This is a genomic window from Actinomadura sp. WMMA1423 (genome assembly GCF_006547145.1).
Classification (GTDB): domain Bacteria; phylum Actinomycetota; class Actinomycetes; order Streptosporangiales; family Streptosporangiaceae; genus Spirillospora.
Window position 1 is genome coordinate 5,957,173 of the sequence record NZ_CP041244.1, and the last position, 16,954, is coordinate 5,974,126.

Annotated in this window: 19 protein-coding genes; 15 read left to right on the forward strand and 4 right to left on the reverse strand. The window is 72.2% G+C overall.

Annotated features, from left to right (window positions below; translation table 11 throughout):
* Positions 1-41 precede the first annotated feature (41 nt).
* Together FKD65_RS27595 and FKD65_RS27600 are read right to left on the reverse strand one after the other, a co-directional pair.
* Positions 42-1,118 carry an alpha/beta fold hydrolase gene (locus FKD65_RS27595; protein ID WP_141580258.1) on the reverse strand — a complete coding sequence of 359 codons (1,077 nt, stop codon included), beginning with the start codon at positions 1,116-1,118 and terminating at the stop codon, positions 42-44.
* Between the two features lie 35 nt (positions 1,119-1,153).
* Complete coding sequence (locus FKD65_RS27600; protein WP_240809635.1) at positions 1,154-1,852, reverse strand: class I SAM-dependent methyltransferase; 699 nt, start codon at positions 1,850-1,852, stop codon at positions 1,154-1,156.
* A 158-nt stretch (positions 1,853-2,010) separates the two neighbouring features.
* Here FKD65_RS27600 and FKD65_RS27605 point away from each other — a divergent pair, with 158 nt between their 5' ends.
* From FKD65_RS27605 to FKD65_RS44455, 8 genes are all read left to right on the forward strand, one after another.
* Entirely contained in the window at positions 2,011-2,898 is an 888-nt protein-coding gene (locus tag FKD65_RS27605) for a sugar phosphate isomerase/epimerase (RefSeq protein ID WP_141580262.1), read from the forward strand.
* Positions 2,895-3,518, forward strand: a complete 624-nt coding sequence (locus FKD65_RS27610; protein WP_141580264.1) for a TetR family transcriptional regulator — start codon at positions 2,895-2,897, stop codon at positions 3,516-3,518. The genes FKD65_RS27605 and FKD65_RS27610 overlap by 4 nt, the downstream gene beginning before the upstream one ends.
* A gap of 243 nt (positions 3,519-3,761) precedes the next feature.
* Complete coding sequence (locus tag FKD65_RS27615) at positions 3,762-4,511, forward strand: ABC transporter ATP-binding protein (RefSeq protein ID WP_205718274.1); 750 nt, start codon at positions 3,762-3,764, stop codon at positions 4,509-4,511.
* Positions 4,508-5,242: an ABC transporter permease gene (locus tag FKD65_RS27620; protein ID WP_141580266.1), complete on the forward strand. Its 735-nt coding sequence runs from the start codon at positions 4,508-4,510 to the stop codon at positions 5,240-5,242. The genes FKD65_RS27615 and FKD65_RS27620 overlap by 4 nt, the downstream gene beginning before the upstream one ends.
* A 130-nt stretch (positions 5,243-5,372) precedes the next feature.
* Complete coding sequence (locus FKD65_RS27625; protein WP_141580268.1) at positions 5,373-6,563, forward strand: LCP family protein; 1,191 nt, start codon at positions 5,373-5,375, stop codon at positions 6,561-6,563.
* A gap of 71 nt (positions 6,564-6,634) precedes the next feature.
* Positions 6,635-7,555, forward strand: coding sequence for a proline dehydrogenase family protein (locus tag FKD65_RS27630; protein WP_141580270.1), 921 nt, complete (start codon positions 6,635-6,637; stop codon positions 7,553-7,555).
* Between the two features lie 89 nt (positions 7,556-7,644).
* The gene (proC, locus tag FKD65_RS27635; RefSeq protein WP_141580272.1) at positions 7,645-8,439 is read left to right on the forward strand and encodes a pyrroline-5-carboxylate reductase; all 795 of its coding nucleotides are present in this window, start codon (positions 7,645-7,647) and stop codon (positions 8,437-8,439) included.
* 211 nt (positions 8,440-8,650) lie between these two features.
* Positions 8,651-8,806 carry a hypothetical protein gene (locus tag FKD65_RS44455; protein ID WP_168221216.1) on the forward strand — a complete coding sequence of 52 codons (156 nt, stop codon included), beginning with the start codon at positions 8,651-8,653 and terminating at the stop codon, positions 8,804-8,806.
* Positions 8,807-8,954: 148 nt separating this feature from the next.
* On the opposite strand, the gene FKD65_RS44460 is transcribed toward FKD65_RS44455, so the two are convergent.
* Together FKD65_RS44460 and FKD65_RS27640 are read right to left on the reverse strand one after the other, a co-directional pair.
* A complete protein-coding gene (locus FKD65_RS44460) occupies positions 8,955-9,098 on the reverse strand; it encodes a hypothetical protein (protein WP_168221217.1) in 144 nt (47 codons plus the stop codon).
* A gap of 183 nt (positions 9,099-9,281) precedes the next feature.
* Entirely contained in the window at positions 9,282-10,307 is a 1,026-nt protein-coding gene (locus tag FKD65_RS27640; RefSeq protein ID WP_141580274.1) for an alpha/beta hydrolase, read from the reverse strand.
* Positions 10,308-10,472: 165 nt separating this feature from the next.
* On the opposite strand from FKD65_RS27640, the gene FKD65_RS27645 reads away from it, so the two are divergent.
* The 7 genes from FKD65_RS27645 to FKD65_RS27675 all read left to right on the forward strand — a co-directional run bounded on the left by FKD65_RS27645 (position 10,473) and on the right by FKD65_RS27675 (position 16,941).
* Positions 10,473-11,687: an acetoin utilization protein AcuC gene (locus FKD65_RS27645; RefSeq protein ID WP_141580277.1), complete on the forward strand. Its 1,215-nt coding sequence runs from the start codon at positions 10,473-10,475 to the stop codon at positions 11,685-11,687.
* A gap of 33 nt (positions 11,688-11,720) precedes the next feature.
* Complete coding sequence (locus FKD65_RS27650) at positions 11,721-12,611, forward strand: phosphatase (RefSeq protein ID WP_141580279.1); 891 nt, start codon at positions 11,721-11,723, stop codon at positions 12,609-12,611.
* Between the two features lie 361 nt (positions 12,612-12,972).
* Complete coding sequence (locus tag FKD65_RS27655; protein ID WP_021591693.1) at positions 12,973-13,176, forward strand: helix-turn-helix domain-containing protein; 204 nt, start codon at positions 12,973-12,975, stop codon at positions 13,174-13,176.
* 371 nt (positions 13,177-13,547) lie between these two features.
* On the forward strand, positions 13,548-13,646 hold the full coding sequence (locus tag FKD65_RS27660; protein ID WP_018654693.1) for an AURKAIP1/COX24 domain-containing protein: 99 nt from the start codon (positions 13,548-13,550) through the stop codon (positions 13,644-13,646).
* 46 nt (positions 13,647-13,692) lie between these two features.
* The gene (locus tag FKD65_RS27665) at positions 13,693-14,688 is read left to right on the forward strand and encodes an NAD-dependent epimerase/dehydratase family protein (RefSeq protein WP_141587117.1); all 996 of its coding nucleotides are present in this window, start codon (positions 13,693-13,695) and stop codon (positions 14,686-14,688) included.
* A gap of 32 nt (positions 14,689-14,720) precedes the next feature.
* Positions 14,721-15,710, forward strand: coding sequence for a lysophospholipid acyltransferase family protein (locus FKD65_RS27670; protein ID WP_141580281.1), 990 nt, complete (start codon positions 14,721-14,723; stop codon positions 15,708-15,710).
* 52 nt (positions 15,711-15,762) lie between these two features.
* Entirely contained in the window at positions 15,763-16,941 is a 1,179-nt protein-coding gene (locus tag FKD65_RS27675; RefSeq protein WP_205718275.1) for a low temperature requirement protein A, read from the forward strand.
* Positions 16,942-16,954 lie beyond the last annotated feature (13 nt).

Genomic DNA, 16,954 nt, shown 5'->3' on the forward strand with positions numbered 1-16,954 from the left:
GGGCACCGACAGTATTCATCCCGCCGGGGGAGCGCCGGGGGTCAGGTTTCCTTGCGGGCTCGCTCGATCAGATCGCCGAGGTGGTCGGACACGGTGCCGGGACGCTCCAGCATGGCCATGTGACCGGCGGTGGGAACGACCTCCAGCCGCCCGGACGGGACGCAGGAGGCGATCTTCAGGCTGTGCTCGACCGGGGTGAGCAGGTCGTTCTCCGCGCCGAGGACGAGCGTGTCGGCGCCGCCGAGGGACGCGCAGTCGCTGATCACGTCGGTGGTGATCATGGAGCGGAAGAAGTCGACGAAGGCGTCCATCCTGGTGTCGGTCATCATCTGCTCGGCGAAGGCGACCGCGGCCGGGCTGGCGTCCGGGCCGAAGGCGACCAGGTCCTCCAGGAGGGCGGCGGCGTCGCGGCCGAGGTGGCGGACCCGCTCGACGGCGCCGGAGCCGGCGCCGAGCGCGCCGAGGGCGCCCGGCAGGACGCGGTGGGCGGTGCGCGCGACGAGGGCGGGCATGCCGAGCGTGAGTTCGCCGAGCCCGCCGGAGGAGGTGCAGAGCAGCCCGGTCGCGAGGATCTTGCGTCCGACCAGGTCGGGGTTCTCGTCGGCGAACCGCATGACGGTCATGCCGCCCATCGAGTGGCCGACGAGGACGACGGGGGTCTCGGCGGGGACGGTCGCCTCGATCACGGCGCCGAGGTCGCGGGCCAGCCGGGAGACGGCGTAGCCGTCGCGGGCGCCGCCGTCGGAGCGGCCGTGGCCGCGGTGGTCCCAGAAGACGAGCCGCCCGAGGCCGCGCAGGGCCTTGCGCTGGAAGTGCCAGGAGTCCTGGGTGAGCGTCCAGCCGTGGCAGAACACGACGGCGAGGTCGGTGCGCTCCTCGCCGTCGATCTCGGCGTAGAGCCGGGTGCCGTCGTCGGCGCGGACCGGCAGGGGGCGGCCGCGCAGCGACCCGAACGGCTCGCCCGCGAACGGGTCGGGGCGCAGTTGCAGGCGGCGCATGGCGCGGCGCTGGGCGACGAGCCCGGCTCCGGCGCCGGCCGCGCCGAGCGCGGTGGCGGCGAACAGGCCGCCGAGCGCTCTCGCGGCGGTGACTCGGCTCGTGGCGGCGGCGCGACCCATGGTGCGTTCCTCCCGTGACCCAACCGACTGGTAACTCAGGGGCAACGCCACCACAAATTCACGGCATAGTCCACCTCGAGGCCGGGGTGTTCGCGCAGGCAGGCGTCCGCGAGATCGCGGGGGAACTCGATCCGCAGCACGGCCGCGAGATCGTCGCGGTTCTGGAACGCCCACCGGATCGTCAGCGGCTCCCGGTGGAAGCCGCGCCGCGTCCAGAACCGCTCGACGGCGGCGGGGTCGTATTCCGGCAGGCTCCGCCGGAACCAGCGGCCGAACGTGGAGCGGGTCGCGTCGTTGTCGATGATGTAGATCGCGCCGCCGCGCCGGACGACCCGGTCGAGCTCGGCGAGGCCCGGCTCGCAGCCCGGGCCGAAGAAGTACGCCCACCGCGCGTGGGCGACGTCGACGGAGGCGTCGGGGAGCGGCAGCGCCTGCGCGGTCCCCGTGCGGACGGTGACGTTCGGAAGGCCGCGGGTCCGTCGGGCGGCGGCGGAGGCGAGGCCCGCGTGCGGCTCGACGCCGATCACCCGGCGCGCGTCCTCGGCGAAGAAGGGCAGGTGGAAGCCGGTGCCGCAGCCGACGTCGAGGACGTCGGCGCCGTCCCAGGGACGGATCGCGCGCATGGCCGCGGCCAGCACGCCGTCGGGGTCGACGGCGCGGTTCTCCAGCTCGTAGACCTGAGGGGAGTTCCAGATGTTGGGGCTCGGCACGGCGCCCCGCGCGATCTCGGCCACGGGGACAGAGCGTAGCCGCGGCCCGGGGGGAGCAAGCGAGATCACTCCGGGCGAGGGTTTCATCACGGCCGCCGCGGCATAGGCTCTCTTTTACGAACACAGCTTTCACCAGACAGCCTCACGAACACGGCCGAGCGACCATTCCTGGCGAGGAAGCCTTGACTCCGCAGCACAACGGCGTCCCTTCACCGGCGCTGCGCGTCCCGGACGCGCCGATCACGCTCTCCACCGCCTCGGTGTACCCCGAGAAGGTGCCGAGCGCGTTCGAGATCGCCGCGCTGCTGGGCTACGACGGCATCGAGGTCATGGTCTCGACGGACGCCTCCTCCCAGGACCTGAACGTGCTGCGCCGGCTGTCGGACTACCACCAGGTCCCCATCAAGTCGATCCACGCGCCGTGCCTGCTGCTCACCCAGCGGGTCTGGGGCCGCGACCCCTGGGGCAAGCTGGTGCGCTCCAAGGAGGTCGCCGAGGAACTGGGTGCCGAGGTCGTCGTCGTGCACCCGCCGTTCCGCTGGCAGCGCGACTACGCGAAGGAGTTCGTCGAGGGCCTCGCCCGCATGCAGGACGAGACGGACGTGCTGTTCGCGGTCGAGAACATGTTCCCGCTCAAGGCGCGCGGCGCGGAGGCGGGCATGTACCTGCCCGACTGGAACCCCGTCGACCAGGACTACCCGCACGTCACCCTCGACCTGTCGCACACCGCCGTCTCGGGCTCGGACGCCGTCGACATGGCGGGGAGCCTGGGCGACCGGCTGCGGCACATCCACCTCGCCGACGGGGTCGGCATCACGAACAAGGACGAGCACCTCGTCCCGGGGCGGGGCAACCAGCCTTGCGGGACGATGCTGGAGAACCTCGCCGAGGGCGGCTTCAAGGGGCACATCGTCCTGGAGGTCAACACGCGGCGGGCCTCCAACCGGGTCGAGCGGATGGAGGACCTCGCCGAGGCCCTCGCGTTCGCGCGCCTGCACCTGGCCGCCGCCGCCCACACGTGGGAGGTCACCTCGGCCGGGGAGGTCACCCGCCGGGGCGTGCGCCGGTGACGGGCCCCCGGGGCGGACCCCGCCCGGCGGAGCCCGCCGGGTCGCGCGGCCGCGGCCCGGGACGCAGGCCCGGTCCGACCGAGACGCGCGAGAAGATCCTGGCGTCGGCGCGGGACCTGTTCGCTGAGAAGGGCTACGACGGGGCCTCGTTGCGCGCCATCGCCCGCGCCGCCGAGGTCGACCCCGCGCTGGTGCACCACTTCTTCGGCAACAAGGAGGGCGTGTTCGTCGAGGCGATGCGCTTCCCGGTGGACCCGACCGTCCTCCTGCCGCACATCATGGCGTTCCCCCCTGAGCGCATCGGCGAGGGGATGGTCCGCACCTTCCTGCACGTGTGGGGGGACGAGGCCCGGCGCGCCCCGATGCTCGCGATGCTCCGCTCGGCGATGACGAACGAGCGGGCGGCGGCGCTGCTGCGCGAGTTCGTCACGACGGCGCTGTTCGGGCGGGCCTCGCAGGCCACCGAGGCCGCGCCGCTCGGCATCCAGGCGGCGGCCGGCCAGATGATCGGCCTGATGATCCTGCGCTACGTGCTGCGCGTCGAGCCGCTGGCCTCCGCCTCCGAGGAGGAGCTGATCGAGCTGGTGGCGCCGACCCTCCAGCGCTACCTCATGCCCTGAGCCCCGGTACCACTGCCCTTCAGGCTCGGCTCCGCCCCTGCCGGGCCTCCCCTCGCTCGACCAGGCCTTCAGTTCGCCCCTGCGTTCCCAACGGCCCTCCCCTCTCGCCCGGCTCTTCGTTCCGGCCCTGCGGTCCCTTCTCGACCGGCCTTCACGTCGCCCCTGCCGTTCTCAGTGGAGGTTCCTTCTCGACGGGACGTTCGGCCCCTTGACCGGGTCTCCGTATCGGCATAAATTCAACACATGATGAGTTCCAGCCCCGCGGGGGCGTCCGGGACCGCGGTGCGGGTGCGCGACCTGCGGGTCGTCCGCGGCGGCCGGGAGGTGCTGCGCGACCTCGCCTTCGATGTCCCGCGCGGTTCGATCGTGGGGCTCCTCGGCCCGAGCGGATGCGGGAAGACGACCCTGATGAGGGCGCTCGTCGGCGTCCAGATCGTGCGGAGCGGCGAGGTGACCGTGCTCGGCGAGCCCGCCGGGTCGCCCGCCCTGCGGCGCCGGGTCGGGTACGCGACGCAGACGCCGGCCGTCTACGCCGACCTGACCGTCACCGAGAACCTGCGCTACTTCGCGTCCGTCCTGCGCGCCCCGCGCTCGGACGTCGCCCGCGTCATCGACGAGGTCGGGCTCGGCCGCAGCCGCCACCAGAGCGCGTCGACGCTGTCCGGCGGGCAGCTCAGCCGCGCCAACCTCGCCGTCGCGCTGCTCGGCGCGCCCGAGCTGCTCGTCCTGGACGAGCCGACCGTGGGCCTCGACCCGGTACTGCGGCAGGAGCTGTGGGAGCTGTTCCGCGAGCTGGCCGACCGGGGCGCCACCCTCGTCGTGTCCAGCCACGTCATGGACGAGGCGGGCCGCACCGACCGGCTGCTGCTGATGCGCGAGGGCGAGATCCTCGCCGACGGCACGCCGGACGGCCTGCGCTCGCGCACCGGCGCGGCCGACCTCGAAGAGGCGTTCCTCCATCTGATCCACGAGAAGGCCGGGAGCGCGCCATGAACGCCGCCATCACGCTCGCCACGACGCGCCGCATCCTGGCGCAGCTCAAGCACGACCACCGCACGCTCGGCCTGCTGATCGGCGTGCCGGCGCTGCTGATGGTCCTGCTGCGGTACGTGTTCGACCAGCCGATGGTCTTCGACCGGATCGGGCCCATGCTGCTCGGCCTGTTCCCGTTCATCGTCATGTTCGTCGTGGCCAGCGTCGCCACCCTCCGCGAGCGCACGGGCGGCACCCTCGAACGGCTGATGACCATGCCGCTCGGCAAGCTCGACCTGCTGCTCGGCTACGCCCTCGCGTTCGGGCTGCTCGCGCTCGTCCAGGTCGCGGTCGTGCTGGCGATCTCGCTGACCTGGCTCGACCTCGACCTCAGCGGCTCGCTGGCGTCCCTGGTCCTGGTCTCGGTGCTGGACGCGCTGCTCGGCATGGCCCTCGGCCTGCTCGCCAGCGCGTTCGCCCGGACCGAGTTCCAGGCCGTCCAGTTCATGCCCGCGTTCGTCCTGCCGCAGCTGCTGCTCTGCGGCCTGATCATCCCGCGCGAGAGCATGGCGTCCTGGCTCCAGGCGATCGCGGACGTCCTCCCCCTGTCCTACGCGGTCGAGGGCATGCAGGAGATCAGCGCCAGCCCCGACTTCACCGGCACCCTGGCCGTCGACGTCTCGGTCATAGCCGGCTTCGTGGTGGTCGCCCTCCTGCTGGGGGCGGTGACCCTCCGCCGCCGGAGCGCCTGAGGCCCGGGCGGGGCGAGGGGCCGACCCGCGAACGGGGGGCGGGGTTTACCCGGACGGGCGAGTGCGCCGTAAGCGGACAGAGGGGGCGAAGTCGGCCATCTCCCTGCGGTGGGGCTGGTAGCTTCGCGCCATGACCTCCCCTGATCTTCACGGCTCGCAGGGGCCGCAGCCGTCCGCCGAGGGGGCGCGCCCGCCCGCGGGGCCCGGAACGGCCGAGGCGCCGGGCGCCCCCGAGGCCCCCGGCACCCCTGAGGCCGGCGCCGAGGACGCGTTCTGGGGCGGCGGTACGGACGGCGGCGAGACGCGGCGCAAGCGGCGGTGGCCCCGCGTGCTGATCGCGGTCGGCGTGTTCCTGGCGCTGGTCGTGGCAGGGCTGGGCGGGCTCATCTGGCAGCGGCAGTCGTCCTACAACGGCAACATCGACCGGATCAAGGGCGTGATGCCGGACGCCGGGGCGCGGCGTCCGGGCCCGAACGTCGCGGGGACCGAGAACTGGCTGCTGGTCGGCTCGGACTCGCGGGCCGACTCCGCGACCACCGGGGAGGGCAACCAGGTCTGGAAGCCGGGCCAGCAGCGCACCGACACGATCATGCTGCTGCACCTCCCGGCGGACCGGAAGAAGGCCTACATCGTCTCGTTCCCGCGCGACTCGTGGGTCGAGATCCCCGGCTACGGGCAGCAGAAGATCAACGCGGCGTTCTCGTTCGGCGGGCCGAAGCTGCTGATCGAGACGATGGAGAACCTCACCGGCGTCCGGATCGACCACTACGGCGCGATCGACTTCGAGGGCTTCAAGTCGATGACGGACGCGCTCGGCGGCGTCACCGTCAACATCAAGCAGGGCGTGTACGACCCCGCGCGCAAGAAGCGCTGGGAGGCAGGGCGGCAGAAGCTGAACGGCGACGACGCGCTGCTGTTCGTCCGGCAGCGCTACAACCTGCCGAACGGCGACTTCGACCGGATCAAGCGCCAGCAGGCGTTCCTCGGCGCGCTCGCCAAGCAGGCCGCCGACCGGGGCACGCTGAGCAATCCGCTCAAGCTCGACCGGTTCCTGTCGGCGCTCACCAGGTCGATCAGCGTGGACGAGGGGGTGTCGGCGGGCGACCTGCGCTCGCTGGCCCTCAGCATGCGCGGCGTCCGCCCGTCCGACGTGATGTTCATGACGCTGCCGCACAAGGGCACCGGCATGCGCAAGCGGCAGAGCGTCGTGTTCCTGGACGGCCCGAAGGCGAAGGCCCTGTTCGAGGCGGTCAAGACCGCGCGGATGCCGGACTACGTTCAGCGGTACGGCGCCGGGAACACCCTCGGCACCGTGTCGTGATCGCCGAGCCCCGTCCGCATAGCCTGGGACGGTAACCGGAGACGGCACGTCCAGGGACAGGGGTTCGCACAGTGCTTCGTCAGGCGTTGCTGGCGGCGTCGCGCAGCGGCGGCGCACGCAGGCTGGTGGAGACCGCGCCGTTCAGCGGGGACGTGGTCCGCCGCTTCGTCGCCGGCGAGACGATCGACGACGCCATGCGCGTCACCGGCGCGCTGACCGGTGAGGGCCTGCTCGTCAGCCTGGACGTCCTGGGCGAGGACACCCACGACAAGGACCGGGCCGAGGCGAACGTCTCGCACTATGTGGAGCTCCTGGACCGGCTGTGGGCAGAGGGGTTCGGTGGACGCGCCGAGGTGTCGCTCAAGCTCTCGGCCATAGGGCAGACCTTCGACGAAGACCTCGCCCTGGAGAACGCACAGCGGGTGTGCGCCGCGGCCCGCGCGTCCAGTACGACCGTCACCCTCGACATGGAAGAGCACACGACCGTCGACTCGACGCTAGGGATCGTCCACGAACTGCGGCGTGATTACCCGGACGTGGGCGCGGTCGTCCAGGCGTACCTGCGTCGTGCGGAGGAGCACTGCGCGGAACTGGCCTACGAGGGCTCGCGGGTGAGGTTGTGCAAGGGCGCGTACGCGGCGCCCGCGGCGGTCGCCTTCACCGACAAGGAGGAGGTCGACAGGTCGTACGTGCGGTGCATGAAGGTGCTGATGGCCGGCAAGGGCTACCCGATGCTCGCCACCCACGACCCCCGGCTCATCCAGATCGCCGGCGCCTTGTCGGTGCTGGACGAGCGCGACGACGACTCGTTCGAGTACCAGATGCTCTACGGGATCCGCCCGCAGGAGCAGCGCCGCCTCGCCGCGGAGGGCGCGCATGTCCGCGTCTACGTCGCCTACGGCCGCGAGTGGTACCAGTACTTCATGCGGCGCCTCGCCGAGCGGCCCGCCAACCTGCGCTTCTTCATGCGCTCCCTCGCGGGGCGGGCCTAGGGCGGGGTCCCGAGGCGGCCGGGCGGCGGGCCGGGCAGGCCCGGCGATAGGCTGTACGGGTCGTTGGAACCCCACGTCAAGGTATGTCGATGATCGCGATTCTGGGTGCCGGGAAGATGGGCGAGGCGCTGCTGTCCGGCGTCCTGCGGGCCGGCCGCCGCCCGTCCGAGCTGGTGGCGACCGCGCGCCGGGAGGAGCGGGGGGCGCTGCTGCGGGAGCGGTACGGCGTCGAGATCATGCCGAACGCGGAGGCCGCCGCCACGGCCGAGACGCTGATCCTCGCGGTGAAGCCGCAGGACATGGGGGCCCTGCTGGACGAGGTCGGCCCGCACGTGCCGCCCGGCCGGCTCGTGGTCTCGATGGCGGCGGGCATCACGACCGGGTTCATCGAGGCGCGGCTCCCAGAGGGGGTGCCGGTCGTGCGCGTCATGTCGAACACGCCCGTCCACGTCGACGAGGCCATGAGCGTCATCTCGCCCGGGTCGCACGCGGGCGAGGAGCACCTGAAGCTCGCCGAGGAGCTGCTGTCGCCGGTCGGCAAGGTGCTGCGCATCCCCGAGTCGCTGCAGGACGGCGCCACGGCCCTGTCCGGGAGCGGCCCGGCGTACTTCTACTACCTCGTCGAGGCGATGGTGGACGCGGGCATCCTGCTCGGCATGCCCCGCGCCGCCGCGCTGGAGATGGTCGTCCAGTCGGCGGTGGGCGCCGCGGTCATGCTCCGCGACTCCGGCGAGCACCCGGTGCTGCTGCGCGAGGCCGTGACCTCCCCCGGAGGGACGACGATCTCGGCGATCCGCGAGCTGGAGCGGCACGGCGTCAGGGCCGCCGTCCTGGAGGCCATCGAGGCGGCCCGCAACCGGGGCCGCGAACTCGCGAGCGGCTGACCGCGGCCCCTCGCACCGGTCGTCCGCGCCCCGTCCATCCCGGGCGTGAAACCGAAACGCGCTATCGGCGAAGAACCTTGTGGAGGGGCGCCGCGAGGTGTGGACTCGACGTGATGGGTCCTGTGCGGAGCGTGGAGAAGGTCGCCGTTCTCGCGGTACGACCGGTCCTGCTCGGTTACCATCCAGTTGATCTTGAAATCTGGGGGACCGGATGGAAGAGCCGCGCGAACGTCCCGGCGAGTTGCCGTTCCCGGCGTCGGCACTGCACAGGGCGCTTCTCAGAGCGCGGGTCCCGCGCTTCATGGCCGACCACGCGGCGGCTCTGCTGGCCGGGCTCCTGACGAAGCGGAAGGACGGCCGGCCCTAGGCGGCCCTGGTGCGCTTTCCGTGCCTGGCGCGCTTGGCCGGCGTGCCCGTGACCGTCCGGACGAAGTACTGGTGGAACGCCCTCGGACAAGGGGTCGCCGGGCCCGTGGAGGGCCCGGCGACAAGTGGGCTGCTACCGCGTTGAACGGTTACTGGCCGTCCTTGCGGTCACCGCCGAAGTGGTAGAGGACGACCCCGAGTGTGCCGATCACCCCGAGTAGGCACACCAGGAACCCGGGCTCGAATCCGTCGGGTAGAGCGCAGATGATCAGAGTTGACCTGCAGTGGTCCATGTTCTGCCCCCTCGTGTCTTGTTTGTAGGGATGACGCCCTAGGACCGTCCCTGCATCAGATACAGGGGCAACAGCGCAGAAGTAGCTGGATCGGCCGCATGCGCGCTGCCAGGCGTTTAGGACGCCGCTCAGTTCGCTCAGGAGAACCTGTGAGCGCTGGGCCTGGCGAGTACGTCCCCTCTGCTAGGCGGCCCTGGTGCGCTTTCCGTGCCTGGCGCGCTTGGCCGGCGTGCCCGTGACCGTCCGGACGAAGTGGGCGGCGTCCCGCATCGCGGCGCTCGCCTCCGGCAGCACGCGGTTCAGGATCTGGAAGACGTGCATCTGCCCCTTCCAGATCTGCAGGTCGCAGGTGGCGCCGGCGCGGCGCAGGGCCTCGGCGAACGCCTCGGCCTCGGTGCGCAGCACCTCGGCGCCGCCGACCTGGATCAGGACGGGCGGCATGTCGGTCCAGGCGCACGTGAGCAGGGCCAGCCGCGGGTCCTCGAACCCGGTCGGACCCACGACGAGGCGGGCGACCCGGCGCGCGGACGCCGCGCTGATGTAGGGGTCGCGGGCGCGGCTCTGCGCGCCCATGGACAGCTCGCAGGTCAGGTCGACCCAGGGGGAGAACAGCATGAGCCCGGCCGGGCTCGGCAGCCCCTGGCGGCACAGTTCGCCGGTCAGCGCCGCGGACAGGTGCCCGCCCGCGGAGTCGCCCGCGAGGACGATGCCGGACGCCGGCACGCCCCGGGCGAGCAGCCACCGGTAGGCGGCGACGGCGTCCTCCAGCGGCGCCGGGAACGGGTGCTCGGGCGCGAGCCGGTACCTCGGGGCGAGGACGGGCAGGCCCGTGTCGACCGCGAGCCGCGAGGTGATGGGGCGGTGCGTGCGCGGCGAGCAGACGACGTAGCCGCCGCCGTGCAGGTACAGCACGGCACCGGGTGCGGACCCCTCGGCGCGCTTCTTGGCGGGGGTGTCCCCGGCGGGCGGCCGCGGAACGATCCACTCGCCCCGGACGGGGCGGCCGCCCTCGTCCTCGGGGTGCGGGTCGTTCAGCGACTCGACCTGCACGTTCGAGCTGTGCCGCAGCAGCAGGGACGCGGCGTCCACCGTCGAGCGCGCGGTGCGGATGCTGGTCGCGTGGCCGGGGAGGTAGTGCAGGAAAGGACGGACGCCCAGGCGGAGCGCGTTGCTGATTGCGCGGCTGCGAACGCTGGGGCCGTCGTCCATTTACCCCCCCGTAGGAGATATCTGCCTGATGTAGGTATGCCCGTTTCCTCCGTGTAATTCACGTCACAGGTGTGTTGCGAGTTGTGCGCCTCGCGGCGGGTGCCGTGCCTCCGCCGGGCGGACGCTGTGGGCCAGGTCACGTGCCCCTCGCGATACCGTGAGGTCATGAGCGGTTCCGATTCGTCCCAGTCCGCCGGTCCCGAGAACTGCGGGCTGGAGATCTTCTGGGACGAGCGGCTCATCTCCTACGACTTCGGTCCCGGACACCCCATGAACCCCGTGCGGGTCGAGCTGACGATGGCGCTCGCCCGCGGGCTCGGCGTCCTCGACCGCCCGAACGTGCGGGTCTCGGAGTTCGAGGCGGCCGACGACAAGCTGCTCCGGCTCGTCCACGAGGAGTCCTACATCGCGGCGGTCAAGCACTCCGGCGCGACGGGCCTGCCGGAGCTCGGGCACGGCCTCGGCACCCCCGACAACCCGGTCTTCCTCGGCATGCACGAGGCATCGGCCCTGGTCGCGGGCGCGTCGGTCGCCGCCGCCGAGGCGGTGTGGACGGGGCGCGCCGAGCACGCCGCGAACATCTCAGGCGGCCTGCACCACGCGCTGAGCGACGCCGCCAGCGGGTTCTGCGTCTACAACGACCCGGCCGTCGCGATCGCGTGGCTGCTGGAGAACGGCGCGGAGCGCGTCGCCTACGTCGACATCGACGTCCACCACGGCGACGGCGTCCAGGCCGCCTTCTACGACGACCCGCGCGTGCTGACGATCAGCCTGCACGAGACGCCGCGGACGCTGTTCCCCGGCACCGGCTTCCCGGACGAGACCGGCGTGGACGGCACCTCGGTCAACATCTCGCTGCCGCCCGGCACCGGCGACCGGCCGTGGCTGCGCGCGTTCGAGGCGATCGTCCCGCCGCTGCTGCGCCGGTTCCGCCCGGACGTCCTCGTCACCCAGCAGGGCGCCGACGGCCACGCGCTCGATCCGCTGGCCCACCTGATCCTCAGCGTGGACGGGCAGCGGACGGCCTACGCGATGCTGCACCGGCTGGCGCACGAGACCGCGGGCGGCCGCTGGGTCCTCACCGGGGGCGGCGGCTACGAGCTGGTCCAGGTCGTCCCGCGGGCGTGGACGCACCTGCTGGCCGAGGCGGCGGGCGGCCCCGTCCAGCCGGCCACCGCCACACCGGACGACTGGCGCGAGTTCGTCCGGCAGCGGACCGAGGAGATCGCCCCGCGCCGCATGACCGACGGCACGGAGACGGTGGAGGTCAGCAGGTGGGGGGACGGCTACGACCCGGGAAGCCCCATCGACCAGGCCGTCCTGGCGACGCGCCGGGCGGTGTTCCCCGAGCACGGCCTCGACCCGATGACCGACGAGTGAGCCAAGCCCATGCCCCTTCCGCCCAGGGACCCGATGACCCCCTTGCCTGAGAACGCCGAGCACACCGCGCCGAGCAGGGAGGAACTGCGCGCCCACCTCGTCCGGACGATGATCGCGGGCGACGTGGCCACGCCGCGCCAGAACAACCTGCTGCACTACCGGCGCATGGCCAACGGAAACCCGTACTACCAGTTCGGCCTGGAGCTGAAGCCGTCGTGGACGGAGCGCTCCGTGCTGGAGATGATGGTCGAGCGGTGCGGCGTCAACCCGGACCCGAGGCACATCTACGGGGACGACACCATCGACCCCGACATCACTCTCGACACGCTGGAGGCGATGGGGGAGCGGATCGGCCTCGCGGCCCGCCGCAAGGAGTCCGTGGTCGTCGCGACCGGTCATCCGGCCACGCTGACGCCGCTCTACCAGGCGGTCGCGCATGCGCTGGAGGAGGCGGGCTGCCGGGTGCTGGCGCCCGCCGCCGGCTGGACCTACGAGGTCGAGACCGGCTACGGCGGCGCGGAGCTGCGCCGCCTCGTCTACGCCGCCCCCGGCGTCGCGATGCTGGAGGGCGAGGACCTCCGCACGCACCACACGCATGATCCGCATCCGATGGAGGCCATGCTCCGCGAGCTCGCGACCACCGGTTTCGAGAGCGCCAATATCGGTTCTCAGGACGGCGCGGAAGCTAAACCCCATATATGGCCGGATCTGGCCATCGCCGACCACGGCTGGGCCGGGGCCGCCGGGCAGGCGGGCATCGACACCGTCGGGTTCGCGGACTGTAACGACCCCGCGCTGTTCGCCGGCGCCGCCGAGGGAAAGATCGACGTGGTCGTCCCGCTCGACGACGGCGTCTCCGCGCACCACTACGCGCCGCTGACCGCGTACATCCTCGATCGCGCGGGCCTGCGCCCCTCCGGCTGACCGCCCGATCCGGAGGCTTACTCCGTGGGGACGCCTGGGTGTCGGCATTTCGCCTGTCACGCCCTGTGACAGGACTGCCGTAACGAGGCTCATGGGCTTGCCGGGAGGTGGCAGGCACTGCGGAACCGCAGGTCAATCCGGGATCTCGGTTAACAACCGTTCGTCGCGCCACGGGCGGTGCCGTCACGTCCACCCTGCGTAGGGAATCAGCACTGTATCCCCACGGTCAGGTCGGAGACGGAAATGTGCGGAACTCCCCTCTTGCGACTGCCGGTGCGCGATTTACGCTGGAGGAAGTACACGTGCGTGATCAAAGTCACCCGAAGGGCCGGTGCGCGGCACGTGTGGAAGAGGGCGTCCGATGACCTCAGGCGAGCGACCTCTGAGCGAGGTCAGGTTCCTGACCGTGGCCGAAGTGGCGGCGGTGATGCGGGTGTCCAAGATGACCGTCTACCGTCTCGTCCACTCGGGCGAGCTACCCGCGATCCGCGTGGGCCGCTCGTTCCGGGTTCCCGAGCAGGCCGTCCACGATTACCTGCGCGACGCGTACATCGAAGCCGGATAACGGGTAGGGGCGGGGCATGACCCCGCCGCGAACTCAGTACCCGGCCGTGCAGGGGGCGTCGGGATGGTCCCGAGGGGCCGTCCCGAAGCTGGGGAAGCAGGACGAGGACCGGCAGAACGGTCCGGACACCGAGCGGACGGGCGATGGCCGCAGGCCACGCCCGCCCGGACGGAACGGTGCCCGGCGCCGTGCGACGCGCGGTGCCGGCCGCCGTCCGTACCCTCCATTCGGGGGCCGCGGAGCAGGCCGCGGCATGATCTCCACCGCCGCAGCGGTACCCTGGGGCCTCGGACCGTGCCCGCCTGCCGAGAGTCGCTCTCCGGCGGCACGCCCGTCTCCTGCACATCACCCGATACGCCGAGCGAGGTTCCGTGGGCTCTGTCATCAAGAAGCGCCGCAAGAGGATGGCCAAGAAGAAGCACCGCAAGCTGCTGAAGAAGACGCGTATCCAGCGCCGCAACAAGAAGTGACCGCACCGGCCGTCCAGCCGTGAAGGGGTAGGGCCCAGTGTCCTCCATGCCCGCCGCCGCGGCCCGTGTCGTCCTCGTCACGGGCGTCTCCCGTTTCCTGGGGGCGCGGGTCGCGAACACGTTGCAAGCCGACCCGGGCATCGAGCGTGTCATCGGGGTGGACACGGTGCCGCCGGCCGAGTCGCTGGGCCGCACCGAGTTCGTCCGGGTCGACATCCGCACGCCCGGCATCGCGAAGATCATCGCGTCGGCCGCGGTGGACACGGTGGTGCACCTCAACCTGGTGACCTCCTCGTCGGTTCCCCGGGCGAAGGTCAAGGAGCTGAACGTCATCGGGACGATGCAGCTGCTCGCGGCCTGCCAGCGCTCGCCCGACATGCGCAAGCTCGTCGTCCGCTCGTCGGCCGCGGTGTACGGCTCCTCCCCGATGGACCCGGCCGTCTTCACCGAGCGCGACGAGCCGGTCGAGGCGCCGAAGACCGGCTACGCCAAGGACGCCGTCGAGGTGGAGGGCTACGTCCGCGGGCTGATGCGGCGCCGCTCCGACCTGGCCGTATCGGTGCTGAGGTTCGCGAACTTCCTCGGCCCGGGCGTCGACTCGCCGCTCACCCGGTACCTGCGCCTGCCGGTCGTCCCGACCGTGCTCGGGTTCGACCCGCGGCTCCAGTTCGTCCACGAGGACGACGGCGTCGAGGTGCTGCGGCGCATGACCGTCGAGGACCACCCCGGCTGCTACAACGTCGCCGGGGACGGAGTGCTCCTGCTGTCGCAGGCCCTGCGCCGCGCCGGGCGGCCCTACCTGCCCGTCCCGGCGCCCTCCATCTCGGTCCTCGGCGACATGGGGCGCCGGTTCGCGGGCCTGTCCGGGTTCTCCCCGGAGCTGCTGCGCTGGCTGACCTACGGCCGGGTCATCGACACCGCGGCACTGGAGCGGGAGCTCGCCTGGCACCCGAAGTACAGCTCCGAGGCTGCCTTCGCCGACTTCGCCGCCGCCAAGGGCTTCGTCCGGGGCGGCCTGACGGCCCTGCTCGGGCGGGCCTGAGCGGTTCGGACGCGCCTGAAAGGAGAGCCCAGATGACCACGAACGCTCACCCCGGGGACGACGAGGGCGCGCAGGTCATCCGGCTCGCCTCGGTCCGCGACGACGCCCCCGGCGGCGAGGGCCCCCGCGACGGGGGTCCGCACGACGGCGATCCGCGCGAGGACGCGCCCGGCGCCGACCCGGCCGGACCCGGCCAGTTCGAACGGGCCCTGGCCTCCGGCCTGCGGTTCCTGCGGCGCAGGCTGTCCGGCGAGTACGAGATCGACGAGTTCGGCTTCGACCCCGAGTTCAACTCCGCCGTGCTCCTGCCGCTCGCCCGCGCCCTCTACGAGCACTGGTTCCGCGTCGAGCTCGACGGCCTGGAGAACATCCCGCCCGGCGGCGCCCTCCTCGTCGCCAACCACTCCGGCACGATCCCCCTCGACGCGCTCATGCTGTCGGTCGCCCTGCACGACCACGCCGACCGGCAGGTCCGCCTGCTCGGCGCCGACCTCGTCTACCAGATCCCCCTGCTCGGGCACCTGTCCCGCAAGGCCGGCCACACGCTCGCCTGCCACGCCGACGCCGCCCGCCTGCTCGGCAAGGGCGAGCTCGTCGGCGTCTTCCCCGAGGGCTACAAGGGCGTGGGCAAGCCCTTCTCCGAGCGCTACAAGCTGCAGCGCTTCGGCCGCGGCGGCTTCGTCGGCACCGCGCTGCGCGCCGGGGTCCCGATCATCCCGTGCGCGATCGTCGGCGCCGAGGAGATCTACCCCAAGATCGCCGACCTGCGCCCGCTGGCCCGCCTCCTCGGCCTCCCGTACTTCCCGGTCACCCCGACGTTCCCGCTGCTCGGCCCCGCCGGGCTGGTCCCGCTCCCGTCCAAGTGGGTGATCCGGTTCGGCGAGCCGATGACGCTGGACGGCTACGACGCGGACGCCGCCGACGACCCCATGACGGTCTTCGAGATCACCGACCACGTCCGCGAGAACGTCCAGCACATGCTCTACGAGACGCTGCTGCGCCGGGGGCCCGCCTTCCTCTGACCCTCCGGTGCACACCACTCAGAGTGATCGGGAGATCGCTTAAAGTGATCAGATGCCGCCGCTCCGCCGCCGCATGGTCGCACGCGATCCGGGCGAACCGCACCGCGTCTCCACCCCCCTGGAACTGCTGTTCGACCTGACGTTCGTCGACGCGGTGTACCAGGCCGTCCAGGGCCTGGCGGGCGGCACGGAGGACGGCCGCCTGGGCGACTCCATCACGCCGTTCCTCATGACGTTCTTCGCCATCTGGTGGGTGTGGATGAACTTCACGTGGTTCGCCTCCGCCTACGACGTCGACGACGTCCCGTACCGGCTCACGGTGTTCGTGCAGCTCGCGGGCGTCCTCATCCTGGCGGCCGGGGTGCCCTCCGCGTTCGCCGGCGACGTCACCACCATGACCATGGGCTATCTCGTCATGCGCGTCGGCCTGGTCGCCCTCTGGCTGCGCGCGGCCGCCGAGGACCCCGCGGGCCGCGCCACGGCCCTGCGCTACGCGGTCGGCCTGTCGGTCACCATGGCGTTCTGGGTGGCGCGGCTCGCCCTGCCGGACCAGGGCCCGACGTGGGTGTTCTTCATCCTCGCGGCGCTCGACCTGTCCGTCCCGCCGATCGCCGAGCGGTCCCGCGCGACGCGCTGGCACCCGCGCCACATGGCCGAGCGGTACGGGCTTTTCACGATCATCCTGCTGGGCGAGAGCGTGTTCGCCTCCACCTACGCGGTGGAGCGGGCAGTGGCGCAGGGGGTCGGCGCCGAGCTGATCACGATCGCCCTCGCCGGGCTCGCCATCCTCTTCGCGCTCTGGTGGATCTACTTCCTGGAGCCCGCGGCGGAGCGCCTGGAGGGGCGCCGCGACCCGTCCTTCCTGTGGTGGTACGGCCACTACGTCTTCTTCGCCGCGCTCGCCGCCATCGGAGGCGGCCTGGAGACGGCGGTGGCCTCGTACGCCCACCACGGCGAGGCGGGGCCGCGGCTCGTCGCCGCCTCCGTCACCGTCCCCGTCGCCATCGTCCTGGTCATGCTCTGGGCGCTGAACGCTCCCATCCGGCGCATGAACGCGCATCCCGCGCTGCTCGCCGCCACGGCCGTCCTGGTGCTCCTCGCGACCTTCGCGGCCCCCACGGCCGGTGTCCCGGGAACGCTCCTGCTGATAGCCGCCCTGCTGGCCCTGTTCCTCACCACCACCCTCGTCCGCCAGGCGCCGTCCCGTCGGACCGCAGGTCCGGCGGAGTAGGGCGGGGGCGGCG